Here is a 23349-nt window from a genome sequence, read left to right as displayed (position 1 = left end):
TTCGGAAACGACTACCGTTCTGCGGGAACAGGTTACCGGTCGGAACCGGCCCCGCGTTCGAGGATGTCGACAATCTCCTGGGCCCGGGCGATCCACTCGCGTACCCGCGTCCCGGAAACTCGGCGGGGAAGCTGCCCCAAACGCAGCGTGCGCGTGTAGCCGCCCGCTCGGTCGCGAACCGGCAGTACGACGGAACCGATGTCGTAGGTTTCCTCTTCCTCGAGGTCGCGCAAGGTGTAGTCGACCGCCGATTCGACCACGCGCTCCCGGATGTTCCGCTCCTGCGCCGGGGTCAGTCTCCCGTTCGCATAACGGTGGGTGGCGTCGCGCATCCCTTCGTATGCGGCTCCGCCTTCCCGAGGAAGGAACGACAGCAGGAACCCGTGTGCGCGGACGAAGTCGAGACGGTCCCGGTAGAGCTGCCTCCCGGGCTCCTCGACGCTGCGGGCCTTGGCGAGCCACCGCTCCTGATCTTCCGGCGGGAGATCGAACACGAGCGAGTCACCGATCGGGGGCACTATCGGAACTCGCTGCGCCAGGCCGTTCTCCGGATCGATTCCGGGAGCCGACGCCGAGAGTACCGTTGCCATCTCGTCCCGACCCACCGCGGTGTAGACCGTGACCTCGCAGCCGATGTCGTGCGCGAGGTCCTCGACGGCCGTCCGGGCGCAGTCCGCCTCCTGGATCTCCGACAGCAGCCGGTGCTCCAGCCGAGCCAGCAACGAGGTTCCGACGAAGCTCCCGTAACCGCCCTGGAAGAAGATCAGCGGGGCCACCGGGTTGGTGACGGCCATGTCCGCCACGGCGCACAGGACGATCCAGTGGTCCCCTGCCTCCACCGTGTCGGTGATGCGGGTGTCGATCCAGGCCACCGAGTCCGCCAGCACCGGATCCCCCGACGGGGACGGGAACCAGTCGATTCCGTCGAACTTGTTCTCCCAGCGGCGGGCGAGGGCGGAGACCAGTTCCTCCTGCTCACCGCCGACGATGTTGATGCACAGCGACGCGCACTCCCGCAGCTTGGCGAACGTCTTCGACGTCTTCATCGGCATGAACGAGACGAGGGGCGGATCGAGAGACACCGACCCGAAGGTCCCGACCACCAGGGCCAGCAGTTCACCGTCGTCCGCGCGGCCGGTCACGACGGCCACACCGGTCGGGTAGTGCCCCATCACCTCCCGGAAGAGCCCTCGGTCGACCGGGGTCGCGATATCTGTCATTGCGGTCCTCCTGATCTCGGGGACGGGATGGTTCCGGCATGCATCCGAGATGCCGGGTTCAATGCTTGACGTACTCGGACTGCAGTTTCCGTCCGAGGCTCTCGGGCCGGAGGAACAGGATGCAGAGCACGCCGCCCACGAGAAGGATGATGCCGGTGATGGTGAATGCCTGGTGCACACCGGTCGCCATGTTCGTCGCCATCTCGGGAGTCAGCTTGCTGCCGGCGGCGGGCGACACGTAACCGGCGCGGGCCATCAGCCAGCCCACGAGCGTCGGGGAGACGATGGCACCGATCGAGGCCACGCCGCCGAGCGTGGCCATGAGGATCGGCCGCTGCTTGGCACCGACCGCGTAGGCGATCGCGGAGGCGGTCATCGGGTACGCGAGGCTGCAGCCGGCTGCGAGGCACAGCAGGGCGACGGCCGGCACACCGGAGGTCGTCTGGACCAGGATGAAGCAGGTTCCGGCCACCAGGGCTGCGATACCGAACGGGACAGCGATCGCGCGATGCGCGTTGTGGCCGTGCTTCATCAACCGGTGGCCGAGGAAACCGAGCAGCAGCAGCACGGCGGCACCGAGGATCCAGGGAATGGTGGTGACTGTGCCGACCTGAGGAAGTGACAGGCCGACCACGGTGCCGAGGTACTGAGGCAACCAGGTCGTGACGAAACCCTGGACCCAGAAGTTGGAGGCCCCTCCGATCACCGCGGCGAGGAAGGTCATGCTGAGCAGGGCGCGCCATACGACGACCGGCTTCTGCTCGTCCACCTCGGCCGTGGCGACCTCCCCGCTGCCCTGCGCCGACTTCCGGTCGCCGGTACAGTCGTCCGCCGGAGTGTGCTTGCCGTGCCCGGCGAACGGTCCGTCGGCGGCGATCAGGAGCCAGGCGACGACCCACACGAATCCGACGATGCCGAGGACGCCGAAGGCCCAGCGCCAACCCCAGGCGACGATGACCCAGGCGAGGGCAGGCGCGGCGATGACCGGCCCCAGCGTCGAGCCGGCGGCAACCAGATTGGACGGCAGTGCGCGACGACGCGGCTCGAACCACGAATGGGCCGACGTCAGGGACATCGCCGTAGCCGGGCCTTCGGCGCCGCCGAGGACGATGCGGGTCACCAACAGCACCGCGGCACCGCCACCGAGGAGCATCGGGAACTGCATGACCGCCCAGACGACGCCCATCGTCAGGATGATCCACTTGACCGAGAATCTGGCAGCCAGGAAACCCGTGATCACGGAGACCACTGCGTAGAGGAAGAAGAACGCGCTGCCGATGAATCCGAACTCCACGGCGGAGATTCCGAGATCGGGCATGGCCTCGGAGGCCACCAGGCCGAGCACGGCCTTGTCGGCGAAGGCCACGATCTGGAAGAGGACGAGCAGAGCCGTCACTATCCACGCCTTGCGGTTCATCCTGTGGAAGTCGATCCTCTTCTCCCCGGATTCCGGGGAGGCGGAGACATCGGGCGCCACGGTCGAAGCCATGAGCAGCCACCTTTCCTAGCGAGCCGCGGATGCTCGATCCGTCGGCGAGTCGACAGTGGTTCAGAAGCTATTTCCACGCGTCCCTACTGCGGTAGGAGGGAAACCTTTACTGTCGGCTCCCGCCGTGTTCACCCAGAATGAAGGAGTCGAGACCGGAGGAGGACTATGAGCACGCGCGCGTCGGACCTGTCCCTGGGTGAGCAGGTCGGGGCTGTCCGAACCGGATCGCTGACCGCCGAGGACCTCGCCACACAGGTCAGACGAGCGATCGAACTGCGGGAACCGGAACTCGGTGCCTGGGTGTGCCTGTCGCCGATGACTGCGGAACAGGCCCGTGCCGTCGACCGGGGCCCCGGCTCGGCACCGTTGGCCGGGGTGTCCGTCGGGGTCAAGGACCTCATCGACGTCGCCGGGATGCCGACGCGCGCCGGTTCCACAGTGACCTCTCCGAATGCGGTCGGCACCGATGCTGCCTGCGTGACCCGTCTGCGTTCCCTCGGTGCGATCGTCCAGGGCAAGACCGTGACGACGGAGTTCGGCTACTTCACTCCCGGCCCCACCCGTAACCCGCACGCCCTCGAACACACCCCCGGCGGATCCTCCAGTGGCTCTGCTGCGGCCGTCGCAGCGGGGACCGTGCCCCTTGCGCTCGGCACCCAGACGGCCGGCTCGCTGACCCGGCCGGCCTCGTACTGCGGGGTCGCCGGCATGGTTCTCGCGCACGGCACCACGGACATGTCCGGCATCACCGGTCTGAGCGAGTCCCTGGACTCCCTGGGCCTGCTCACCCGGTCCGTAGCCGATCTTCGCTTCGTGCACAACGCATTCGGTCACGAGCGCTCGGAGGTTCCGGCGTCGGAGCCGGTGACTCGGGGCCTGGTCTGGAACGCCGGTGCCCTCCACCCCGTGGAGCCCCCCATGTCTGCGTTGCTGGCACATGTGCCCGCCCTGCTGGAGGAGATCGGGGTGAAGGCCGAACCTCTCGACTGGGACGATCATGTCCAGACCTTGTCCGAGGACCACGTCACCGTCATGTCGTACGAAGCCGCGCGGGCTCGGGCCCACGAATTCGACGAACACGCGGGTGCACTGAGCGCGCCGATCCGGGATCTGCTGGAGAACGGTCGCAGGATCGCCGGAACCGAGTATGCCGCGGCCCTGACCCGTCGGGACCGCTCCCGGGAACTGCTGGACGCGATTCTCGTCTCCGCTCCGATCATCGTCGGCCCGGCAGCGCTGGGACCGGCCCCCTTCGGTCTGTCCGCAACCGGGTCCCCGATACTCAGCCGACCGTGGCAGCTGCTCGGATTGCCGGTCGTGGTCGTGCCGGGCGCACGCACGTCCTCGGGACTGCCATTGGGTCTTCAGATCGTCGGGCTACCGGGACACGAGGACCGGCTGCTCGACGTGGGCGAGAAGCTCGAAGTGCTCCTTCGCGAACTGCCGGAGATTGCCGTCTGAGCCGGCGAGCTCGCTCGGCTCGGTGAATCTGCTCGCTCGGCTCGGTGAATCTGCTCGCTCGGCTCGGTGAATCTGCTCGCTCGGTAGAAAGGACCGCTCATGCTCGAACCCCGCCCGACCAACCATCACAGGATGTTCCTCACCTGCTACGAGGACACCTTCGACCGCGGTTGGCACCACGTCGATCTGTTCGTCCACGACGAGTACGGCCGTGAGGTCAACTGGGTCCACTGGACAGTGGAGGCCGACGGACCGGAGGCGGCCGACGAGTCGGTCCGCAGGGAGGAACCACTCCTGCGCCGGACCACGGAGTGGCAGCACCGGGTGAGCGCCGCGGGAATGGACTACTGGACCGCCGACGCCTGCTGGGACGACGCTCCGGCGGACGTTGCGTGAGCCGATGGTTCCCGCCCGGCCAGGGCGGGGACAATGTCGGGAGTCGGGGACAAGCCCTGGCTCCCGAATTCGGAGGTGGTGACGAGCCATGGCGGAGAGTGCGGAAGACCTCCGAGCCGAGACGACGGTGTACGTGGTCGACGACGACTTCGAAGTATGCGAATCCGTCGACTGGTTGCTGGAGAGCATCGGGATCAGACCGGTGATCTGCTACAGCGGTGAGCAGTTCCTGAACGCCTACGACGGCAGCCGGCCGGCCTGCATCGTCCTCGATGTGCGCATGCCCCGCATGAGTGGGACGCGGTTGCAGGAGAAGCTCAACGAGTTCGCGCCGCACGCCGCGATCATCTTCGTCTCCGCCCACGGTGACATCCGGATGTCCGTCTCCACCCTGAAGGCGGGCGCCCTGGACTTCCTGGAGAAGCCCTACGATCCGCAACGACTGCTGGACGCCGTGCAGGCCGGGGTGGAGAAGGCTCGTCTCCGCTTCACCGATCACGTACTGCGAGAATCGGTGCGGAGCAAGGTCGCGTCCCTCACCCCGCGTGAGCGCCAGATCCTGGCGCTCGTGGTCGAAGGTCTGCCCAGCCAGAACATCGCCCGCAAGCTCGGCATGAGCGTGAAGACCGTCGACGTCCATCGTGCCCGCATCAAGAGCAAGACCGACGCCGACAGCATCAGCACCCTCGTACGGGACGTGCTCCGGTACGGGGTGGACGTGCCGGTCGAGGATCAGTAGTAGTCCAGCACCAGACGCTCGCCCGCGGCCCGCGAGACGCAGACCGCCATGAGCTCGCCGGACTCCTTCTCGGCCTGCGTGAGAACGTTGTCCCGGTGGACCGGAGTCCCTGCGACCACCTGCATGATGCAGGTACCGCAGATACCCTCCTGGCAGGATGTGTCCACGTCGCAGCCGTTCTCCTGCAGCACCTCGACGATGCTCCGGTCGGCCGGGACCCGGTAGGTCTCGCCTTCCAGTTCCACCTCGAACGGGGAGTTCTCGGACGCGTCCGGCTGTTCGGTCGCGTGGAAGTTCTCGAGGTGGATCGACCCGGCCGGGACGTGCCGGCTCGCGAGCGCAACGACCTTGGTCATGAACCCCTCGGGTCCGCACGTGTACACATGGGTTCCGGGGTCCGCTCCCGCAAAGATGCTCCCGAGGATCTCGTCCTGCTCGTCTCGGCCCACCCCGAGATGGGCGTGGAGCTTGTCGGGACAGCGCTCGCGCAGCAGCGGAAGGAAGGCGGCTTCCGCCTCGCTGCGAGCGAAGTAGTGCAGTTCGAAGCTGATGCCGTGGACGTCCATGTAGCGTGCCATGCTCAGCATCGGTGTGATGCCGATGCCGGCCGCGACCAGGACGTGGTGCGTGGCGTCCGTCGCGATGCTCAGCAGGTTCCGTGGAGGGCTGATCCGGAGAGCGTCGCCCACCTGCAGCTCGTGCAGAGCAGCCGAACCGCCGCGGGAGTTCTGCTCACGCTTGACCGCGAAGGCGAACGAATCCTGCGCATCGGGTGTACTGAAGAGCGAGTACTGACGGGTGATCGACGTGGGTCCGACGACGTCGATGTGCGCACCAGGCCGATACGTGCCCAGTGGGGATCCGTCGGTCTTCGTCAGCGTGAACGATCTGACGGTGGGTGATTCCTGAACGATCTCGGCGACGGTGACGTCGATGAGTGCCATGGCCGTTTCTCCTCGTGAATTTCTCCGGACGGAAAGCGCCGACCGGACCCTCCAGGATGGGAGGAATCCGGTCAGCGGAGATACAGTCCGCCGTTGACGTCCCAGCAGGCGCCGGTGACGAAGTAGGCGTCGTCCGAGGTGAGCAGCCCGACCATGTCGGCAACGAACGACGGATTCCCCAAGCGTCCCACAGGGATACCGGCGACGATGCCTTCGAGCCTGTCGGGAGGCACCGTCGCGCGCACGACCGGAAGGTCGTGCGGGCCGGGAGAGATCGCGTTGACGGTCACTCCCCGGCCGGCCAGTTCGCGCGCGAAGACCTTGGTGGTGGTCAGGATCGCTCCCTTCGACGCCGCGTAGTGGCCCCCGGTTGCCGTCCCGCCGTTCTGGCCGGCGAGCGACGCCATGTTGACGATCCGTCCGAAGCCCCGGTCCGCCATTGCCGCACCGAACACCTGGCAACCGAAGAAGATGCTGTTCACGTTCGTCGTGAGGACGCTCGTGAAGTCCGCCTCCGCCAGGTTCATCAGATCCGCTGCCTGCGTGACGGCGGCGTTGTTGACGACGATCGTGGGGGTGCCCCAGATCTGCCGGCAGGTCGCCAGAGCTACCTCGAACCCGTCCTTGCGGCTGACGTCGAGCTCGAGGCCACGGGCGGTGGACCCGTCGCGGGACAGCTCCGCTGCGAGGGCTTCGGCACCGGCCGTGTCGATGTCGGTGAGCAGAACCCGTCTACCGTCGCTGTGGAGCTTCCGGGCAATCGCCGCACCCATACCTCCGGCTGCGCCGGTGACGACGGCGATGCCGGGTCCGGTGGACTGAGAGATCACATCGGCCCCCTAGAGCAGGTAACCCGAGGCGCTGACCGCGTCCTCGCTGTCGATGAGCCGCACGACCTTGAGAGCGATTGCGTCCCTGTCCTCCCCGAGAGCGATCCGATGGGTCAGTTCGGCGCCGACGGTCGTGAACTCGTTGCGCTTGAAGGCATTGAGGATCTGGGCCGACCGGAGGGTGACCGACGTGTCGGTGACCTCCTCCACGGTGAACCGGGAGACGATGCGTACGGTCCGGGCCGCGGCCACCGCAGACGGCGAATAGCCCTGCATCATCCGCTCGACGCGCAGGTGCCGCATGCGCTTGTCGTCGTAGACCATGTTCAGGCCCGCGGCGAAGTCTTCGGTGTGCGGATCGATGGGAATCACGTAGAGAGCCTCGTCCGTGTACATCTGCTCCCAGGTCCGATAGTCCTTGGCATCGAGGACCTGTGCTTCCCTCCAGACGAGCTCGATGGCGCGGAGGGTGCGGGAGTCCGTCAGGGGCGACATCGCCAGGGTCTCAGTCATTGCTCATCATCTTCTTCCACATCGCGTAGGCCTCCCGCATGCCCGTCTCGTCGGTGACATGTGAGGTGGGCCAGCCTTCTTCGGTCGTGTACTCGCGTCCCTCGCCGCGGTTGACGAGGATCGGCATGTTCGGATTGCCACCGGCGCCGATCTGCACCCGGATCCACCCCTCGGCGTCGTCGGGGCTACCGAAACCGAACGGGCCCTGGAAGTGCTCGTGGATCCTCAGCCGCTCGCGGTTGATGCTCTCGGGCCCACCATCCATTCCCAGTGCCATGTGCCAGATCTCGGTCTCGTCGACGGAGAGGGGGATGAGGACACGGAAGAACGACGACGACATCGCGACGTTCGGGAAAGTGTTGAGATTGAAACCGCAACCGTGCATGGATCGCATGTAGCGCCGGATCCGTTCGGGACTTTCGCCCGCTGCGGCGAGCTCGTCGACCAGGTGCTGGAAGCGAGGCTGGATCTCCTCGGTGCCGTCGTCGACGTCGAGATCCGCGTGGGCTGCGGCCATGATCGCGACGCTGTGCCCGTTGCCGAGGGCGTGGGTCTCGGCCGTGGGGTCGTCCATGAACGACATCATGTCCGCCGTCTCGGCATCGACCGAGGCCATCCAGGACTTGTGCACCATCGGGAAGTGGTAGCCGTCCGTGGTGTTCTCGAGCTGGATCTTCCAGTTCCCCTTGAATCGAAACTTGTGAACTCCGATCACCTTGGTCGGAAAACCGTTGCTCTGCTTGAAGAAGCGCTCCATCCAGATCTTGGCGTCCCCGAGGAAGTCCTCGAGGGGCTCGATGTCCTGATCGAACGTTGCCCAGATCATTCCCAGGTAGCTCTCGGTACGCAGGGTCTGGAGCGGGAAGTCCCTCTTGTCGACGACGCCCTCGTATCCGTCCGGGTAGGGAATGCCGCGGAGTCGTCCGTCGAGCGCGTAGGACCAGTTGTGGTACGGGCACGTGAAGCCGTTGGCTTTGCCACTGCGCTGATCGCACACCGTCGCACCGCGATGCCGGCACCGGTTCAGCAGGGTGTTGAAGTTGCCCTTGCGATCCCGGGTCACGATGACCGGCTGATCGCCGACCTGGGTGGTCTTGAACGAACCCGCCTCCGGGATCTCACTCTCGTGTGCCACCCACACCCAGGTCTTGTAGAAGATCCTCTTCATCTCCTCCTGGAAGATGTCCGGGTCGGTGTACAGCCGGCCCGCGACCCGGTCCTTCTCGACGAGGTCCGCGTAGGTGCGTGCGGTGGGTTCTTCTGTCGTCGTCATGTCATCCTTCGTTCGTGAAGTGAAAGCTCGGGCGGTCGCCCTGGATCAGGTGGGCCATCGCGTCGGTCGGCAGCGGCGCGGCGAACATCCGCCGGGTGCAGAATCGGCTCATGCGGGCCGTCGCACCTCCGGGTGCCCGGTCGAGCTCGAAGTCGATCGTGAGCCGGGCGCAGAGAAGTTCGGCCGTTCCCGTCGAACGGAGCGACAACTGCTGCATGATCCACTGCCCGCTCGCACGGTTGCCGTCGAGACGGATCTGCTCGCTGCCGAGGAGGTGCACGTTGCGGAGGAAGTGGTCGGCCGGCGGCAGGTACCGGGACACGAGAGCCACGACTTCGTGTCGCCCACGGGCGATCCCGAACTTGTCGGCGTACTCCGGACCCAATCCTTCCCAGGTCGCGTCGTCGGTGAACAGGACACCGAGCTGCTCGGGGCTCTGCAGTGGTCCGGGCACATCGCACAGGTCCAGGTAGCGAGCGATGCAGTCACGGACGGCGTCCTTCGCCTCGACGATCTCGAGGCGCTGCTCGGTGCCGGTCACGGGTCAGACCGCGACGTCGGCGCGGATCGTCAGTTCCCGGCCCATGCGGGCCTCGATCTTGAAGTACTTCCAGAGGGCGTACTCGCCGATCATCGTCGTCCGCAACAAGTTGCACGCGGCCCGGACTGTTTCCTGGTCCTTCACGTCGGCCAGGACGTAGCAGGTCCAGGGCCAGCCGTCGGACGGGCCGACCATGTGGGCGTCGTCGTCGAACGTGCCGATGACCTGGACTCCGTCCATGTTCGCGAGAGTGGAGAGCATGGTGGAGATGCCGACCCACACCGGGCCGATCTCGGCCTTCGGCAGATCGAAGAAGTTCTGGTTGTTGCCGATGCAGAACAGGGTGCGCAACGGTTCGGCGGTCATGGGCGTCCTTTCGCTGGGAAGGCGGGAACCGGTCTCGAAGGTCGTGTCCCGGTCAGGGGAAGCTGGGAATGCCGGGTTCGAGGCCCAGGAGGACGGCTCCGGCCGCCTCGAAGGTGTTGGTCTGGAGCATGGCGTGCTGGGCCGGGACGAGCGCGTCCCGCAGGTAGCGCTGCAGCGGGTGGCTCTCGTAGATCGCCCCGGTGCCGGCCAGGTCGAACGCGGCGAGCACGACGTTGCGGCCGACGTGGGCAGCCTGGGTCGCCCCCAGGCGGAGCAGGGCCGTGTGTTCGCCGGTGATCTCGTCGCCGCGGACCGCCAGGTTCCACACCTCGTCGGTGATCTCGTAGAAGAAGGCCCGAGCGGAGCGGAGATCGGCCTCGGCGCGGGCCAGCCCGGTCTTGTACGCGGGACGATTTCCCTTGCTGTCACCGCCGGTGATGCTGGATCGCACCGCTCCGACCTCGTGGGCGTAGTCCAGAGCTCCCCGTGCGGCACCGAGAGTCACCACCGCAAGCACCTGGGCCGCGTAGGCGAGCGACGGATACCGGGTGAGCGGCTCGTCGATCCGGGGAGCGCCGCCGCGGACGAACGTCATCTCCTCGGGGACGAAGAGCCTGTCGGCCTTCACGGCGTGCGATCCGGTCGCCTTCATCCCGGCGACGTCCCAGTTCTCCACGATCTCCACGTCGGCGGGGTCGACGAGCGCGGTCAGCGGCTTGCCGTTCGTTTCCGGACCGCCGGCGAGGCCGATGCCGAGGATGTCGGCGCCCAGGCATCCGCTGGCGAACTGCCAGAGGCCGCTGCACACGTAGCCGCCGTCCACCTTCTCGGCCTTCTGCATGGGGAACAACCCACCCGCATAGGCGACGTCCGGGCCGTCGGCGTAGATCTTCTGCTGGGTCTCGACCGGCAGGGCCGCGAAGTACACGAGTGAGGACCCGAAGCTTGCCACCCAGCCGGTCGCCGGATCCACCGCGGAGATCCGCTCGACCTGCTTCATGAAGGAGGCGGGGGCCATCGGTTCGCCACCGAACTGTGCGGGGGTCGACGCGCGGTAGAGCCCGGCGCGCTTGAGGAGCGCGACGAAGTCCTTCGGTACGAATCGTTGCCGGTTGAACTCGTCGCGCCGGTCCCGCAACACGGCGAGAGCGTCCTCGAAGGCCTTCTCCCGCGCGGGACCCGCTGTCGCGGCCTGCACTGGATTCATCGTGCTCCGGATCGCCATCGTCGTCTCCATCCACCTCGTCGTGTCGCGCTGAGGAGAACGCTAGGAAAGGTTCGGACGAGGCGGTATCGGGATTTACTCCGCCGGTCATAAAGCAATCCCCTATGGTCGATCCGCCGATCATGGGGCGACAATGAACCGTCACGGCACCCGGAAGTGAGGATCGATGTTCCCGACAGGCCGCGACTTCCAGGAAATGGTGGAGAAGACGGAGACGGGGATCCTCATCCACGAGGCGGCGTCGAAGAACATCCTTTGGGCCAACCCCGCTGCGTGCCGGATGTTCGGTTTCACGCTCGAGGAACTGCGACCGCTGAAGGCTCACCACATGAGCAGCCAGGAGCGCCAGTACCGGCGCTCGGTCGGGGTGGCGTGGCTCCAGGACGCCGTCGTACGTGGTTCGAGCCGCAGACAGTGGAAGTACCGGACCAAGGACGGTCAGGACTTCCTCGCCGATGCGGTCGCCTCACGCCTGACGTTCCAGGACGGGCAGGTCGTGATGGTCGAGTTCCGCAACATCGCGGAAGAAGTGGAGCTGCAGGAGGAACTCAGCTGGGTATCGCAGTCTCTGCAGCGGATCATGACGCACACGTCGGCGGGCATCGTGGTGCTCGACGAGACGAACTGCATCGAAGACATCTCGCCGCTCGCGGCCCAGCTGTTCGGCAGAACCCCGGACGAACTGTCCGGGGTGTATCTGGAGGATCTGGGCCGGTGCGAGCCCCGGCTGACCGCCGAGCCCGTCGTGGCCAAACTGGACGCGGCGGCAGGACCGGTGGGCATCATGCAGGAGATCGAGAAGAGCGACGGGAGCACCACCTGGCTGTCCGGCTTCCTCGAGGCCGTGGTGCACGACGGGATGACGTCCCGGGTGCTGACCATCCGTGACGTCACGGATCGGGTGGAGTGGGAACGCCGTCACGCGTATCAGGAGGCCAATCTCCAGTACCTCAGCCGGTACAACGCGATGGGGGACATGGCCATGATCCTCGCTCACGAACTCGGGCAGCCCCTCGCGGCCTCGACGAATTACCTGAGCGGTCTCGAGGCACGGATCTCCGACCGATCTCTCGACCCCGAGGCCCTGCGCTACGGGTTGGACAGGATAGCGAAGCAGCTCCGCCGGGCGGCGGAGATCGTGTCCTCCGTGAAACGCTACGTGCGGCGGATCGAGAGCACCAAGACAGCCATCGACCTCAACGAGACGGTCGACGAGAGCCTGTACTTCGTACGTCTGCGGGCAGCCGAGCGGGGGGTGCACATCTCGCTCGACAGGTCTCGTTCGCCGTTGCCGGTCGAAGGCGAGAGCGTGCTCATCGGGCAGGTGGTCATCAACCTCTGCTTCAACGCGATCGACGAGATCGTGTTGCCCTCGACCGCCGTCAAGGAGCTGACCGTCCGGACGGCTCGAAGGGGGGAGTGGGCCTGTGTCTCGGTCTTCGACCAGGGACGGGGCATGGACGACGATGCCTCGGGAAATCGGCTGGCGTCCGGGGCGTTCTCCGCCAAACAGGACAGTTCCGGAATCGGTCTGATCATCTCGGAGCACATCGTCGAGCGCCACGGGGGCAGCATCCGCTATCTGCCGAACGACCCGCACGGCACCGAGGTCCGGATGTGCCTGCCCATCTCCGAATCCGGAGAGGATTGACAGTGCCGGTCTCCGGGCAACTCTGAACGCATGAGCATCGACGTCGTTCTCGCCACCGTCGGGGTGCTGGGCGTCGGTGTGGCGGCGTTGTCGGCAAAGATGCGCCGTCTTCCGGTATCCGAACCTCTGCTCGGGCTTGCGGCGGGTGTGCTGCTCGGACCGTACGTGCTCGACGCACTCTCCCTGCCGGCGTTGACGGTCGAGCAGGGGCTGTTGCACGAGGCGAGCCGGATCCTGCTGGCGGTATCGGTGATGGCGGTGGCGCTGCGTTATCCGATGACGGACGTGCGCCGGCAATGGCGTCCCGTCGCCGTGTTGCTGGCTGTAGCGATGCCGGTGATGGCGGCTGTCACCGCAGGAGTGGGGTGGGCGTTGCTGTCCATGCCCCTGGCCACGGCCGTGCTGCTGGGCGCGGCCCTGTGCCCGACGGACCCGGTTCTCGCCTCGAACGTCGTCACCGGAGAGGCGGCCGAGGAGGATCTGCCCGCCCGGAATCGGCAGGTCCTCTCGCTCGAGTCCGGGGCGAACGACGGTTTGGCGTTGCCACTGGTGCTGGCCGCGGTCGCCGTCGCCGGAGGCATGGGAGCGGGCACGGCGGCACTGGAGTCGCTGTGGCAGGTGGCCGGAGCAGTGCTGATGGGGGCCGCGAGCGGATGGGCCGGTGGCCGGGCCCTGCGCTGGGGGGAGAGGTACGGGGCGACGGATCCGGCGCCGGCACTGTTCTTCACCGTCGTGCTCGCGCTGGGCATTCTGGGTGTCGCCGGATTGATCCATGTCGACGGGGTGCTGGCGGTGTTCGTCGGCGGACTGGCATTCAACCTCACCAGTACCGGCAGCGAGCGGACGGCGGAGGTACCGATCGACGAGGCGATCAACCGCTTTGCGGTGTTGCCGCTGTTCGTCCTGCTGGGAGCGGCGCTGCCCTGGCGGCAGTGGGCCGAACTCGGGTGGGCGGGAGTAGCGCTGGTCGTGGCGGTACTGACGCTACGCCGGGTGCCGGTTCTGCTGTTGCTCCGCCGGCCGCTGCACCTGTCGATGCCGGATGCGCTGTATCTGGGCTGGTTCGGCCCTATCGGGGTGTCAGCACTGTTCTACCTGACTCTCGAAGCGGAGCGGCTGGGCGCGGACGAGACGGTGCTGGCCGCGGGGTCGCTGGTGCTGGCGGTGAGCACGGTGGTCTTCGGCGTCACCGCGGTGGCCGGCCGGGTGCTGTACCGGCGGGCCACGGCTCCGGCGGCGCGGTCCCCCGAGCCGCACCGGTGAGCGCCGCCCCGGTTCCGAGTGTGATTGCGGGGCCGTTCCCGGGGTATTCGCAGCAGATGTGGTTCGAGACATGGTCGGAAATTGCGCGGGTACTGCTGGTGGGCTCGGCGGCCTACGTTGCCCTGGTGATCGTGCTGAGGGTGTCCGGCAAACGAACCTTGGCCAAGCTCAACGCGTTCGACCTGGTCGTCACCGTCGCGCTGGGGTCGACGCTGGCGACGATCCTGCTCAGCTCCGACGTGGCCTGGGCCGAGGGCGCCGTGGCCTTGATCCTGCTGGCCGCCCTGCAGTACATCGTTGCGACCGTGTCGTCCCGCTGGCCCCGGAGCCGCGCCGTGCTCACCGCCCGGCCCACGATCCTCGTCGACCACGGCACCGTGCTGGATTCGGCGCTGGCACAGCAGCGGATCAGCCCAGGAGAGGTCCGTCAGGCGATCCGTGCAACCGGCACCGGGGATGTCAGCCGGGTTGCGGCCGTGGTGCTGGAGTCGGACGGCAGTCTGAGTGTGATCGGTCGCGAACAGTTCGGGGACGGGTCGGCACTGCAGGATGTGACCCGCCCCGGCCGCCGCGCCTCTGCCCGGAATCCGACGAGCGCCGACGGCACCGAGTGAGCCTGCGATGACCGACGACTCTCGGACCCGGACACGACAGGGACCGATCGGGGCTGCGCTGAAACGCCGGCAAGTGTTCGTCGAAGCGATACGTTCGCGGCTGTGGCCGGTCCCGGCAGCTGCGGTGCTGCTGGCCGTGCTGGCCGGCATCGGCATGCCCGAGCTCGACGCCGCCGTCGACGACCGGCTGCCACCGACGGTGGCGGGGTACCTGTTCGGTGGTGGTGCCGACGCCGCCCGCGAGGTGCTCAGTGCGATCGCCGGCTCGCTGATCACCGTCACCTCGCTGACGTTCTCGCTGACCCTGGTGACCCTGCAGCTGGCCAGTAGTCAGTACTCGCCGCGGCTGCTGCGCACCTTCGCCGCCGACCGGGTCGTCCAACGCACCCTGGGACTGTTCCTCGCGACGTTCGTCTACGCGCTGACCGTGCTGCGCACGGTCCGCAGCGACACCGACGACAGTGCCTTCGTCCCCCAGCTGGCGGTCACGACGGCGTACCTGCTCGCGGTCACCAGCGTCCTCGCACTCGTGCTGTTCCTCGGGCATCTGGTCCGGCAGATCCGCGTCGAGGCCGTGCTCGAACAGGTGCGCGCCGACACCTGCGAGACCGCTGCGAGGTTGCTGCCTGCGGATCGGCAGGATCGGCCCACGCTGCCCGTCCCCCCGGCGAGCCCGCACTACGTCGAGGCGGCCTCGTCCGGATTCCTGGTCGAACTCGACGAGCACGCGCTGCTCGCGGCGGCCGAGCAGGCAGAGGCGGTGGTGTGGGTGAGCCGGCCGGTGGGCAGTCCGGTGCTGGCGGGCACGCCGGTCGCGTCGTGGTGGTCCCTGCGTCCGCAGCCCCCGGCCGAGGACGAGGCCCGAAGGCTGTGCGAGCGGGTGCGCGGTGCGCTGCGCACCGGCAGCGAACGCACCGCCGTCCAGGACATCGGGTACGGGCTGCGGCAGTTGACCGATGTAGTGGTGCGGGCCCTGTCGCCCGGCATCAACGACCCGACCACCGCGGTGCACGGACTGGTCTCGTGCACCGCGGTCCTGGGCGACCTGCTCGACCTTCGCCTCGGCCCGTACCCCCTGTGCGACGAGCACGGCCGGGTCCGGGTGGTGCTGGCGCGACCGACCTTCGCCGAACTGCTGGATCTGGTGTGCACTCAGCCGCGGCTCTACGGCGCCGACGATCCGGCGGTGCTGGACGCGTTGCTGTCGATGCTGCGGGAGCTGGCATGGAAGGCCACCACTGCGCAGCAGCGTGCGGCGATCACCGACCAGCTCGGGCGCCTGCGGGAGCACATCCCGGGCCACGGTACCGCGACGCGTGGGCACTTCGACGAGCTCACCGGGCAGGTGGGCGACGCCCTCGAAGGACGATGGCAGACATCATGATCTGGATCTCGAGCATGGTGGGTGCGGCGCTGATCGTCGGGGCGCTGCGGGACATCTTCGTGACGTTGTGGCATCCCCGGGGATTGGGCACGATCTGCCGGGGGGTGTTCGTGGTCCTGTGGCGTGGGGCGCACCACCTCGGGCGGCGACGGCGGCTGCTGGGTTCGGTTGGGCCGGTCGGACTCGTCGTCACCGCCGGGGCGTGGGCGACGATGATCGTGCTCGGCTGGGCCCTGATCTACCTGCCGCACATGCCCGACGGATTCTACTTCGCCAGTGCGCTGCGCCCGTCGGCCGCGTCGGACCCGGTCATGGCGCTGTATCTGTCCCTGGTGACCGTCGGCACCCTCGGCTTCGGGGACATCACACCAGCCTATCCGGCGCTGCGACTGCTGATTCCGTTGCAGGCGCTGATGGGGTTCGTGCTGTTCACTGCGGCGATTTCCTGGGTGCTGCAGATCTATCCGGCGCTGAGCCGTCGCCGCGCCACTGCCCGCCGGCTCGTGCTTCTGGCGGCCACCGGCACCGAACAGATCCTTCCCGCCGCGGAGGCGAGCATCGCCGTGCAGTGGCTCGACTCGGTCACCGAGGCGCTGACCACGAGCGAACTGGACCTGATGCAGTACGGCGAGACCTACTTCTTCCGCGAATCCGACGGAGACCTCTCGCTCGCCGCCGCTCTGTCGTACGCACCGCGACTCGCGGCCGCGGCCGCGGGGTCGTCCGCGATCGAGGTCCGCCGGGCCGCGGCGATCCTCGACGAACAGACCCGTCGTCTTGCCCGGCGTCTGGATGCCGGGTTCCTCCACACCGGCGGAACCGTCGACGAGATCTGCGAACGCTTCGCTGCCGACCACCGGCATCAGCCGGTGATCACCACGTAGCAGGACTCCCCGCAACCGAATCGGCCGAAAAGCGAATCATGCGTCTCGTGTCGTCCCGCACGCTCGTGGGTACGCGAGTTCGTACCGGAGCGTGCAGCTCTGGTGTTCCGGTTCGACGAAAGGAAACTCATGAGCACTGCAGCGACCATGCTCGACAGCTACCCGAAGGACCTCGGCGGTATCGACACCGGCAAGCTCACCGCGTGCATCGAGGCGTGTATCGAATGCGCGCAGGCGTGCACCGCCTGCGCCGATGCCTGCCTGAGCGAGGACTCGGTGGCCGAGTTGATCAAGTGCATCCGCACCGATCTGGATTGCGCCGACATCTGCGAAACCACGGGACGGGTCCTGTCGCGCCATACCGGCTACGACGCCGACCTGACTCGGTCGGTGCTCGAGACCTGCGCGGCGGCGTGCAAGTCCTGCGGGGACGAGTGCGCCCAGCACGCCTCCCACCACGTGCATTGCAAGACGTGCGCAGAGGCGTGCCGGCGATGCGAACAGGCCTGCCGGGACCTGATCGGTTCCCTTGGCTGAGCACCGGCAGTCGCCGGTCGCCGCATATCCCACATCGGCGACCGCGTCGTCTGTTCGTACCGAGGTACGCGGGGATGCCGCTGATCCGCGTACCGCGGTGAGCTACTTCCGGAATATGAATTCACCCAGCAGCGAACCGATCTCGGTCCCGATGGTCAGAGCGTCGCAGGCGCCTGGCAACTCGGTTTCCACACCGTGGGTTTCTCGCGGCTCACAGTTGCCGGCGCACCCCGGGCTTCCGCGTGAGGTCGGTGAGCTGGGCGGCCGCGTCCCCGTTCATCGCTGTGGCGGCGTCGCTGCGCCGCCACAGCGGCAGCACCGCACGGCTTGGTCACCCCTTCGAGTTCGAACGCCAGAGCGGCATACAGACTCACCACCGTCAGCAGCACACCGATCCACCCCGCCGTGCTCTGCCACCCCGAGCTGCCGGTCAGATGCGCCAGTCCGGTGACAGCGAACCGCACCGCGCTCAGGCCCATCACCGCCGCAGCCACGGTCTTGGTGCGACCGGCCACGGCCGGAACCAGCATGGCCGCGGCCGCTGCCAGTAGCAGCAATCCGAGACCGGCACTGTCCGCGCCGGGTGGGGACTGCACGGTCACCAACGCAACCGCCGCCCACGTCCCGGCCAGCACGCCCATGCCGGTGCCGGCCACAGGATCGCGTGCCAGGAACCCGAATACGCAGGCAATGAACTGCACCGGCACGGTCGAACCGAGGACCACCAGGGCAATCGACTTTCCTTGCTCCTGTGGTACCCAACCCAACTGCAGACCGGCAAGGCAGAAGGTGGCCACGCACAGGCCGAGAAAGCCCAGCGGCAACGGCGTGCCGATGGGACGCAGGCCGATACCGGTAACAACGCCGGTGGTCGGTTCGGGTGGGACGGACGAGGCAGTTGTCATGGGCCGTGCACTACCCGAGTTGGACGGTGCAAACCCTGCGGCCCACATTGTGGAGTCGATTTCGATCCACGTGCACATCGAGTCGGAGGCGGTGACGCACCGTTCGGCCCGAGTCGGTGGGTTCAGCGCGTAAGTGACGCTGACCCACCGACCGTCGGCGGGCCCACGCACCCGCCGGGCGAAATCAGAGGCCCTGCGACCGGCGCCCGTCCGACGACTGCTGATCGGTCTCGGCGTCGCCGCGGCGCCGTACGATCAGCCATTGTGCCGTGAAGACGGCTACGGCCACCACGGCGGTGACGACCACCGTGAACAGATCCGTACGCACCTTCATGATCACGAAGGGCACGAGCACGAGCACATCGAGCGCGATCGCCACCGCCGGGACCCAGATTGCGAATTCCACCTCGTCGCGCAGACGACGGACCATGCCCCAGTGAATGGCGATGTCCATCGACAGGTACAGCATCGCCCCGAGCGACGCGATCTGACTCAGATCGAACACCGTCGCCGTCACCAGCGCCAACGCTGCCGTGATCAGCAGCGACTGCCGATTCACCGACCCCGGCAACCCGGGCACCTGGCCCATCTGTCGCAACATGTCGTACAGCCGCGACACGGAGAACAGGCTCGCCACCAAGCCGGACAACGTCGCGACCACCGCCACCGCCACCGTCAGCCACACACCCCAGGACCCGAACAGCGGCTCGGCAGCCTCGGCCAGTGCGTAGTCGCGGGCGGCGACGATCTCGGGCACCGACAGGCTCCCGGTGACCGCGACGGTCAGCAGGAGGTAGAGCACCGTGCACACCGCGATCGCGATCACGATCGAGCGCGCGATGTTGCGCCGGGGATCGCGTAGATCGTCACCCTGATTGGTGATCGTGGTGAAGCCCTTGTACGCCAGGATGCACAGGGCGATGCCGGCCAGGAAACCGAGTAGTCCGCTCTCCGGCGGCGTCGCATCCGCGCCCCCGGTGACCAGCCGCGAGAATGCCGACACGCCGGTGGCGGCGATCCCGGCCACCGCCAGTGCCCCGATCCCGACGATCTTGATCGCGGCGGTCGCCGTCGCCGACCCTTCCACCCACCGGTTGCCGACCAGGTTGACCACCGTCGCGGCGACGATTGCCACCACCGCCAGGACCGGCACCCACACGGCTGAGCCCTGCATCCCGAACGGGCGCAACAGGTACGTGCCGAAGGTCCGGGCCAGCAGGCTCTCGGCCAGGATCATCGACACATACATGAACAACGAGAACGACCCGGCCACCACACCGGGTCCGTACGCGGCCTTCAGGATCATCGCGATCCCACCCGAGGACGGGTTCGTGCTCGAGTACCGCACGTACGAGTAGGCGCTGAACGCAACCACCAGCGCGCCCGCGACGAACGCCCACGGCACCCAGGACCCGGCCAGTTCCGCCACCTGTCCGACCAGCGCGAAGATGCCTGCGCCGATCATCACCCCGGTCCCCAGCGCGACCGATCCGGTCAGCGACAACTTCTTCTTCTGCTTCTTCTTCTGCTCGGTGTCCGACAGCACCTGTTCCACCTCGTTTCACGTTCGTCGAGTTGTCGCGCCCGCCTCGGGCAGTCGATTGTTCGGTGCCTACCCTGGCTGGGCCGGGTAGAACCCTCGGAAAGATTGCGTACGCCCGGTGGTGCCGGAGATTCGCCCCCGAACGGCCGGCGGAAGCACCGGGGGGTGGGGTTACGAGATGCGGCGTTCTCGCAATCTGCAGCGGCGGCGAGTTGTGGGCTTTCGGCCCTTGAGAGCCGGTGTGGGGATTCGTAGCGTCGGAGTCGGGCATCGTGACGAGGAGGCTGACGATGACAAAGACGACTGCGACCCCCATCCCTGCCGGCATCGAGTCGCCCGACGCGGTTCACACCCGGTTGGGGACCTTGCGATTCTTCGACGGCTTTCCGGACGATGCGACGGTCCGGACGTTGTTCGACAATTTGGACTTCCAGCGCGCCGTCCAGGCGTACCTGCTGGCGCTGCCCGCGCTGAACATGATGGCGATGCGCAGGGCGCTCCTGGAGCAGGGGCCGGTGAACTCGACGGCGTACGTCTTCGAAGACCTGATGCATCCGTGCACCGTCTGGCTCACGGCGAACACGAGCACCTCCTACACCGCCATCTGGATCGACCTGCACGACGGTCCGCTCGTGATCGAGGCGCCGCCCGGTGTGCTGGGCGCGATCGACGACAGCTGGGGGCGTTGGGTGGCCGACGTCGGCCTGTCCGGACCCGACAAGGGCGAGGGCGGCGCCTACCTGCTGCTGCCTCCGGGCTACGACGGTGAGGTTCCCGACGGCTACTTCGTGGTGCGTACCAAGGGCTTCGGCATGGCGATGTTCGTTCGCGGCTTCCTCGACGAGCACGGCGATCCCCATCCCGCCGTCGAGGTCATCAAGGACAAGACCCGGGCTTATCCCCTCGCGCTCGCCGACCGTCCACCGTCCATGCGGTTCGTGAACGTGTCGCCGGAACCGATGGTCGGCGTCCCGCCCGCCGACTTCCGGGCGTGGGAAATGCTCGACGAGGTGGTGCAGTCCGAACCGCCCGAATCGTCCGATCCGCTCACCCTGGGATTCTTCGCCTCGATCGGCATCCGGCGCGGCAGGCCGTTCGACCCGGACGAGCGCATGCGGGCGATTCTGACCGAAGCAGCCGCGGTGGGTGACGCCACCGGTCGCGCCCTCACCTACCGGTTCCGGCAGCCAGAGGCCTACCGTTACCCGGGCAGCACCTGGCGCGCATTCTTCCTCGGTGGCCATCGGTTCGAAGAAGACGGGGTCGCCCTGCTCGACGCTGCCGTGCAGTTCAACTTCTCGGTCACCGGCGTGAGTCCGGCAGAGGACGTCGAGAAGATCGGCGCCGGGTCCCAATACGTCGTTGCCTGCGTCGACACCGACGGCAACCCGTTCGACGGCGGCCGGACCTACCGGCTCCGCGTTCCCGCCGACGTTCCGGCCGCCAATTTCTGGTCCGTCCTCGTCTACGACACCCAGACCCGGTCGATGCTGCAGACCGGGCAGGAGTGGCCGTCGGTGACGAGCCAGGACCGGGATTTCACCCCGAACGACGACGGCTCCGTCGACATCCACTTCGGCCCCGAGCCACCCGAGGGCGGCCACAACTGGATCCAGACCGTGCCCGGCAAGAGCTGGTGGGCCATGTTCCGGTTGTACGGTCCTCTCGAACCGTGGTTCGACAGGACGTGGCGGCTACCGGACATCGAGCCGGTGTGACGTCAGATCTCGCGCCAGGCTTCCTCGGCCATGTCGTGACCGTGCGCGGCCATGAGCATCAGCCCGCCGTCGACGGGAATCGAGCCGCCCGTGAGGTACGACGAGCGTGGCGATGCGAGAAATGCGATGGCCGAGGCGACTTCGTGGACGTGCCCGGGCCGGCCGACCGGATTGCCGGGACGGTCCTCGTGGTACGCCTGTGACTCGTCCATGCCTGTCATCGGGGTCGAGATCTCGCCGGGCGCAATCGTATTGACGAGGATCCCGTGCCGGCTCAACTCCAGTGCGAGGCATTTGGTGAGCATGCCCAGGCCGGCCTTGGCGCTGCAGTAGGCGGCGGCCCCGAGCCGGGGGATGTGCTCGTGCACGCTCGTGACGTTGATGATCCGGCCCCCGCGGCCACCGGCGATCATCCGGCGAGCCGCGCGCTGAGCGCACAGGAACGGACCGTCGAGGTCGGTCGCGAGCACCTCCCGCCACGTCTCGTAGCCGAGGTCGAGGACTCGGTCCATGTGCCCGGTTCCGGCGTTGTTGACCAGAACACCCAGACCGCCGAGCTTCTCGGCGAGCGTGTCGACGACGTCGGCGGTGTCCGGGCTGGTCAGATCCTGGCGGACGACGAAACAGCGCTGGCCGCGCTCCTCGATCCCGTCCCGGGTGCTGCGGGCGCCGGCTTCGTCGGTGTGGAACGTGATGCCCACGTCGAATCCTTCCGAGGCCAGCGTCTCGGCCGTGGCCTTGCCGATTCCCGAATCGGCACCGGTGACGATCGCGAGCCGCTCGTGTGCAGGAATGCTCATGTCCGGCGAGTACCCAGTCGCCGGCCGCTGACACGCCGTCGGTGGTCGCGGGTGGTCGTCTCGAGTACCCTCACGCCTGGGGAGCACAGGAGGCACACATGACCACCTTTGCCGTGACCGACACCGGCGACGGGCTGGACGTCACCCTGAACGGCACGACCCACCGTCTCGACGTGGAGGACGCGAGCCGGCTGGCGCACCGGATCCTCGACGTCGTCCACGCCGCTTACCCCGAGCGCACGGGCCGAGGGCTGGAATCCTGGCCCACGGAGCGTGTGGAGGAGTTCGTCGCCGACCTCGAACGGACCGTGAACCCGGACCGGCCCGGGCACATTCTCAGGGCCGCCCGGGTAGAGCTGGATCGCCGTCGGGGCGACGTCCGGTGATCAGGAAGACGACCCGTTCGGCCACGTCCACGGCCTGGTCTCCGAAGCGTTCGTAGAAGCGAGCCACCAGGGCGAGGTCGACGGCGGGGGTCACGCCGTGCGTCCAGGCCGGATCCCGCAGGGTCCCGAGGACGCGGGCGTGGACGAGGTCGAGTTCCGCGTCGGTCCTCCGGATCTGCGCGGCCAGCTCCAGCTTCGGCTCGCGGAAGGCATCGCACAGGGCGCGGACCATCGTGGCCGTGAGTTCGCCCATCCGGGTGATGTCGCCCCGGACCTGATCGGGGACGAGCTCGCCGGGGGTGCGACGCCGGGCTGCGCGCGCGATGTGCAGGGCGAGCTGGCCCATGCGTGCCAGATCGCTGCTCATGCGCACCGCGGAGAACACGAACCGCAGATCCCCGGCGACCGGATGCTGCAAGGCAAGGATCGCCACGGCTCGTTCGCTGCACTCGGTGTGCAAGGTGTCGATGTCCTCGCCGAGATCGAGCGCTTCCTCGGCTGCTGCGACGTCGCCGTCGAGCAACGCACGTGTCGACAGCTCCAGGGCCCTCGCGGCGAGTTCGGCGAGACCCCGGAGCTGACCGGTGAGGTTGCGTAATTGCTGATCGAACGACGCCCTCATGTGTACCGATCCACTGCGCTGTCCTCCGTTGCTGTCAGGAAGGCA

Annotated in this window: 24 protein-coding genes; 11 read left to right on the top strand and 13 right to left on the bottom strand. The window is 67.5% G+C overall.

What is annotated here, in order from left to right:
• Nucleotides 1–32 precede the first annotated feature (32 nt).
• Both AC2IPW_RS21920 and AC2IPW_RS21915 read right to left on the bottom strand, forming a co-directional pair.
• Nucleotides 33–1220, bottom strand: coding sequence for a flavin reductase family protein (locus tag AC2IPW_RS21920; RefSeq protein ID WP_289379326.1), 1188 nt, complete (start codon nt 1218–1220; stop codon nt 33–35).
• A 58-nt stretch (nt 1221–1278) separates the two neighbouring features.
• Nucleotides 1279–2709: an MFS transporter gene (locus AC2IPW_RS21915; RefSeq protein WP_486375676.1), complete on the bottom strand. Its 1431-nt coding sequence runs from the start codon at nt 2707–2709 to the stop codon at nt 1279–1281.
• A 165-nt stretch (nt 2710–2874) separates the two neighbouring features.
• Between AC2IPW_RS21915 and AC2IPW_RS21910 the strand changes: the two genes are divergently transcribed.
• The 3 genes from AC2IPW_RS21910 to AC2IPW_RS21900 all read left to right on the top strand — a co-directional run bounded on the left by AC2IPW_RS21910 (nt 2875) and on the right by AC2IPW_RS21900 (nt 5305).
• Nucleotides 2875–4170 carry an amidase gene (locus AC2IPW_RS21910; protein ID WP_486375675.1) on the top strand — a complete coding sequence of 432 codons (1296 nt, stop codon included), beginning with the start codon at nt 2875–2877 and terminating at the stop codon, nt 4168–4170.
• A gap of 99 nt (nt 4171–4269) precedes the next feature.
• Nucleotides 4270–4566: a hypothetical protein gene (locus tag AC2IPW_RS21905; RefSeq protein ID WP_010593636.1), complete on the top strand. Its 297-nt coding sequence runs from the start codon at nt 4270–4272 to the stop codon at nt 4564–4566.
• 88 nt (nt 4567–4654) lie between these two features.
• Nucleotides 4655–5305 carry a response regulator transcription factor gene (locus AC2IPW_RS21900; RefSeq protein ID WP_486375674.1) on the top strand — a complete coding sequence of 217 codons (651 nt, stop codon included), beginning with the start codon at nt 4655–4657 and terminating at the stop codon, nt 5303–5305.
• Here AC2IPW_RS21900 and AC2IPW_RS21895 read toward each other — a convergent pair.
• From AC2IPW_RS21895 to AC2IPW_RS21865, 7 genes are all read right to left on the bottom strand, one after another.
• Nucleotides 5299–6249, bottom strand: coding sequence for a PDR/VanB family oxidoreductase (locus AC2IPW_RS21895; RefSeq protein ID WP_486375673.1), 951 nt, complete (start codon nt 6247–6249; stop codon nt 5299–5301). The genes AC2IPW_RS21900 and AC2IPW_RS21895 overlap by 7 nt on opposite strands.
• A gap of 71 nt (nt 6250–6320) precedes the next feature.
• Nucleotides 6321–7079, bottom strand: a complete 759-nt coding sequence (locus AC2IPW_RS21890) for an SDR family NAD(P)-dependent oxidoreductase (protein WP_486375672.1) — start codon at nt 7077–7079, stop codon at nt 6321–6323.
• Between the two features lie 9 nt (nt 7080–7088).
• Nucleotides 7089–7592: an aromatic-ring-hydroxylating dioxygenase subunit beta gene (locus AC2IPW_RS21885; RefSeq protein ID WP_486375671.1), complete on the bottom strand. Its 504-nt coding sequence runs from the start codon at nt 7590–7592 to the stop codon at nt 7089–7091.
• Nucleotides 7585–8865, bottom strand: a complete 1281-nt coding sequence (locus AC2IPW_RS21880) for an aromatic ring-hydroxylating oxygenase subunit alpha (protein WP_371382091.1) — start codon at nt 8863–8865, stop codon at nt 7585–7587. The genes AC2IPW_RS21885 and AC2IPW_RS21880 overlap by 8 nt, the downstream gene beginning before the upstream one ends.
• A 1-nt stretch (nt 8866) precedes the next feature.
• Nucleotides 8867–9406: a nuclear transport factor 2 family protein gene (locus AC2IPW_RS21875; RefSeq protein ID WP_486375670.1), complete on the bottom strand. Its 540-nt coding sequence runs from the start codon at nt 9404–9406 to the stop codon at nt 8867–8869.
• A 3-nt stretch (nt 9407–9409) separates the two neighbouring features.
• Nucleotides 9410–9772, bottom strand: coding sequence for a hypothetical protein (locus AC2IPW_RS21870; RefSeq protein ID WP_003934820.1), 363 nt, complete (start codon nt 9770–9772; stop codon nt 9410–9412).
• Nucleotides 9773–9824: 52 nt separating this feature from the next.
• Nucleotides 9825–11009, bottom strand: coding sequence for an acyl-CoA dehydrogenase family protein (locus AC2IPW_RS21865; RefSeq protein ID WP_003934819.1), 1185 nt, complete (start codon nt 11007–11009; stop codon nt 9825–9827).
• Between the two features lie 154 nt (nt 11010–11163).
• Between AC2IPW_RS21865 and AC2IPW_RS21860 the strand changes: the two genes are divergently transcribed.
• The 6 genes from AC2IPW_RS21860 (at nt 11164) to AC2IPW_RS21835 (ending at nt 17330) form a co-directional block, all read left to right on the top strand.
• On the top strand, nt 11164–12648 hold the full coding sequence (locus tag AC2IPW_RS21860; protein ID WP_289381554.1) for a PAS domain S-box protein: 1485 nt from the start codon (nt 11164–11166) through the stop codon (nt 12646–12648).
• A 30-nt stretch (nt 12649–12678) separates the two neighbouring features.
• Nucleotides 12679–13911 (top strand): cation:proton antiporter domain-containing protein, encoded by a 1233-nt coding sequence (locus tag AC2IPW_RS21855; protein WP_486375669.1) that lies wholly within the window; start codon nt 12679–12681, stop codon nt 13909–13911.
• Between the two features lie 56 nt (nt 13912–13967).
• Nucleotides 13968–14525, top strand: coding sequence for a DUF421 domain-containing protein (locus tag AC2IPW_RS21850; RefSeq protein WP_486375668.1), 558 nt, complete (start codon nt 13968–13970; stop codon nt 14523–14525).
• A 7-nt stretch (nt 14526–14532) separates the two neighbouring features.
• Nucleotides 14533–15909, top strand: coding sequence for a DUF2254 domain-containing protein (locus tag AC2IPW_RS21845; protein ID WP_486375667.1), 1377 nt, complete (start codon nt 14533–14535; stop codon nt 15907–15909).
• The gene (locus tag AC2IPW_RS21840) at nt 15894–16793 is read left to right on the top strand and encodes a potassium channel family protein (protein WP_486375666.1); all 900 of its coding nucleotides are present in this window, start codon (nt 15894–15896) and stop codon (nt 16791–16793) included. Before AC2IPW_RS21845 ends, AC2IPW_RS21840 begins: the two co-directional genes overlap by 16 nt.
• Nucleotides 16794–16922: 129 nt before the next feature.
• Nucleotides 16923–17330, top strand: a complete 408-nt coding sequence (locus tag AC2IPW_RS21835; protein ID WP_289381549.1) for a four-helix bundle copper-binding protein — start codon at nt 16923–16925, stop codon at nt 17328–17330.
• Between the two features lie 155 nt (nt 17331–17485).
• Here AC2IPW_RS21835 and AC2IPW_RS21830 read toward each other — a convergent pair whose 3' ends face one another.
• Complete coding sequence (locus AC2IPW_RS21830) at nt 17486–18235, bottom strand: acetate uptake transporter family protein (RefSeq protein ID WP_486375665.1); 750 nt, start codon at nt 18233–18235, stop codon at nt 17486–17488.
• 184 nt (nt 18236–18419) lie between these two features.
• The gene (locus AC2IPW_RS21825; protein ID WP_486375664.1) at nt 18420–19781 is read right to left on the bottom strand and encodes an APC family permease; all 1362 of its coding nucleotides are present in this window, start codon (nt 19779–19781) and stop codon (nt 18420–18422) included.
• A gap of 287 nt (nt 19782–20068) precedes the next feature.
• Here AC2IPW_RS21825 and AC2IPW_RS21820 point away from each other — a divergent pair, with 287 nt between their 5' ends.
• Nucleotides 20069–21496 (top strand): DUF1254 domain-containing protein, encoded by a 1428-nt coding sequence (locus AC2IPW_RS21820; RefSeq protein ID WP_416061962.1) that lies wholly within the window; start codon nt 20069–20071, stop codon nt 21494–21496.
• A gap of 2 nt (nt 21497–21498) precedes the next feature.
• On the opposite strand, the gene AC2IPW_RS21815 is transcribed toward AC2IPW_RS21820, so the two are convergent.
• A complete protein-coding gene (locus AC2IPW_RS21815) occupies nt 21499–22296 on the bottom strand; it encodes an SDR family oxidoreductase (RefSeq protein ID WP_486375663.1) in 798 nt (265 codons plus the stop codon).
• 98 nt (nt 22297–22394) lie between these two features.
• Between AC2IPW_RS21815 and AC2IPW_RS21810 the strand changes: the two genes are divergently transcribed.
• Nucleotides 22395–22682, top strand: coding sequence for a hypothetical protein (locus AC2IPW_RS21810; RefSeq protein WP_054372498.1), 288 nt, complete (start codon nt 22395–22397; stop codon nt 22680–22682).
• Here AC2IPW_RS21810 and phoU read toward each other — a convergent pair.
• Nucleotides 22633–23304: a phosphate signaling complex protein PhoU gene (phoU, locus tag AC2IPW_RS21805; protein WP_486375662.1), complete on the bottom strand. Its 672-nt coding sequence runs from the start codon at nt 23302–23304 to the stop codon at nt 22633–22635. The two genes, AC2IPW_RS21810 and phoU, sit on opposite strands and share 50 nt — an antisense overlap.
• Nucleotides 23305–23349 lie beyond the last annotated feature (45 nt).

This window comes from Rhodococcus sp. NS-SX18 (assembly GCF_057367935.1).
Note: the sequence above shows the minus strand (reverse complement) of the source record. Positions and strands in the feature narration are given on the sequence as shown.

Bases quoted from the DNA above. Each gene is read 5' to 3' on its own strand.
- AC2IPW_RS21920 (WP_289379326.1), bottom strand. From the start codon at position 1,220: ATGACAGATATCGCGACCCCGGTCGACCGAGGGCTCTTCCGGGAGGTG.
- AC2IPW_RS21915 (WP_486375676.1), bottom strand. From the start codon at position 2,709: ATGGCTTCGACCGTGGCGCCCGATGTCTCCGCCTCCCCGGAATCCGGG.
- AC2IPW_RS21910 (WP_486375675.1), top strand. From the start codon at position 2,875: ATGAGCACGCGCGCGTCGGACCTGTCCCTGGGTGAGCAGGTCGGGGCT.
- AC2IPW_RS21905 (WP_010593636.1), top strand. From the start codon at position 4,270: ATGCTCGAACCCCGCCCGACCAACCATCACAGGATGTTCCTCACCTGC.
- AC2IPW_RS21900 (WP_486375674.1), top strand. From the start codon at position 4,655: ATGGCGGAGAGTGCGGAAGACCTCCGAGCCGAGACGACGGTGTACGTG.
- AC2IPW_RS21895 (WP_486375673.1), bottom strand. From the start codon at position 6,249: ATGGCACTCATCGACGTCACCGTCGCCGAGATCGTTCAGGAATCACCC.
- AC2IPW_RS21885 (WP_486375671.1), bottom strand. From the start codon at position 7,592: ATGACTGAGACCCTGGCGATGTCGCCCCTGACGGACTCCCGCACCCTC.
- AC2IPW_RS21880 (WP_371382091.1), bottom strand. From the start codon at position 8,865: ATGACGACGACAGAAGAACCCACCGCACGCACCTACGCGGACCTCGTC.
- AC2IPW_RS21870 (WP_003934820.1), bottom strand. From the start codon at position 9,772: ATGACCGCCGAACCGTTGCGCACCCTGTTCTGCATCGGCAACAACCAG.
- AC2IPW_RS21865 (WP_003934819.1), bottom strand. From the start codon at position 11,009: ATGGAGACGACGATGGCGATCCGGAGCACGATGAATCCAGTGCAGGCC.
- AC2IPW_RS21860 (WP_289381554.1), top strand. From the start codon at position 11,164: ATGTTCCCGACAGGCCGCGACTTCCAGGAAATGGTGGAGAAGACGGAG.
- AC2IPW_RS21855 (WP_486375669.1), top strand. From the start codon at position 12,679: ATGAGCATCGACGTCGTTCTCGCCACCGTCGGGGTGCTGGGCGTCGGT.
- AC2IPW_RS21850 (WP_486375668.1), top strand. From the start codon at position 13,968: ATGTGGTTCGAGACATGGTCGGAAATTGCGCGGGTACTGCTGGTGGGC.
- AC2IPW_RS21845 (WP_486375667.1), top strand. From the start codon at position 14,533: ATGACCGACGACTCTCGGACCCGGACACGACAGGGACCGATCGGGGCT.
- AC2IPW_RS21840 (WP_486375666.1), top strand. From the start codon at position 15,894: ATGGCAGACATCATGATCTGGATCTCGAGCATGGTGGGTGCGGCGCTG.
- AC2IPW_RS21835 (WP_289381549.1), top strand. From the start codon at position 16,923: ATGAGCACTGCAGCGACCATGCTCGACAGCTACCCGAAGGACCTCGGC.
- AC2IPW_RS21830 (WP_486375665.1), bottom strand. From the start codon at position 18,235: ATGACAACTGCCTCGTCCGTCCCACCCGAACCGACCACCGGCGTTGTT.
- AC2IPW_RS21820 (WP_416061962.1), top strand. From the start codon at position 20,069: ATGACAAAGACGACTGCGACCCCCATCCCTGCCGGCATCGAGTCGCCC.
- AC2IPW_RS21815 (WP_486375663.1), bottom strand. From the start codon at position 22,296: ATGAGCATTCCTGCACACGAGCGGCTCGCGATCGTCACCGGTGCCGAT.
- AC2IPW_RS21810 (WP_054372498.1), top strand. From the start codon at position 22,395: ATGACCACCTTTGCCGTGACCGACACCGGCGACGGGCTGGACGTCACC.
- phoU (WP_486375662.1), bottom strand. From the start codon at position 23,304: ATGAGGGCGTCGTTCGATCAGCAATTACGCAACCTCACCGGTCAGCTC.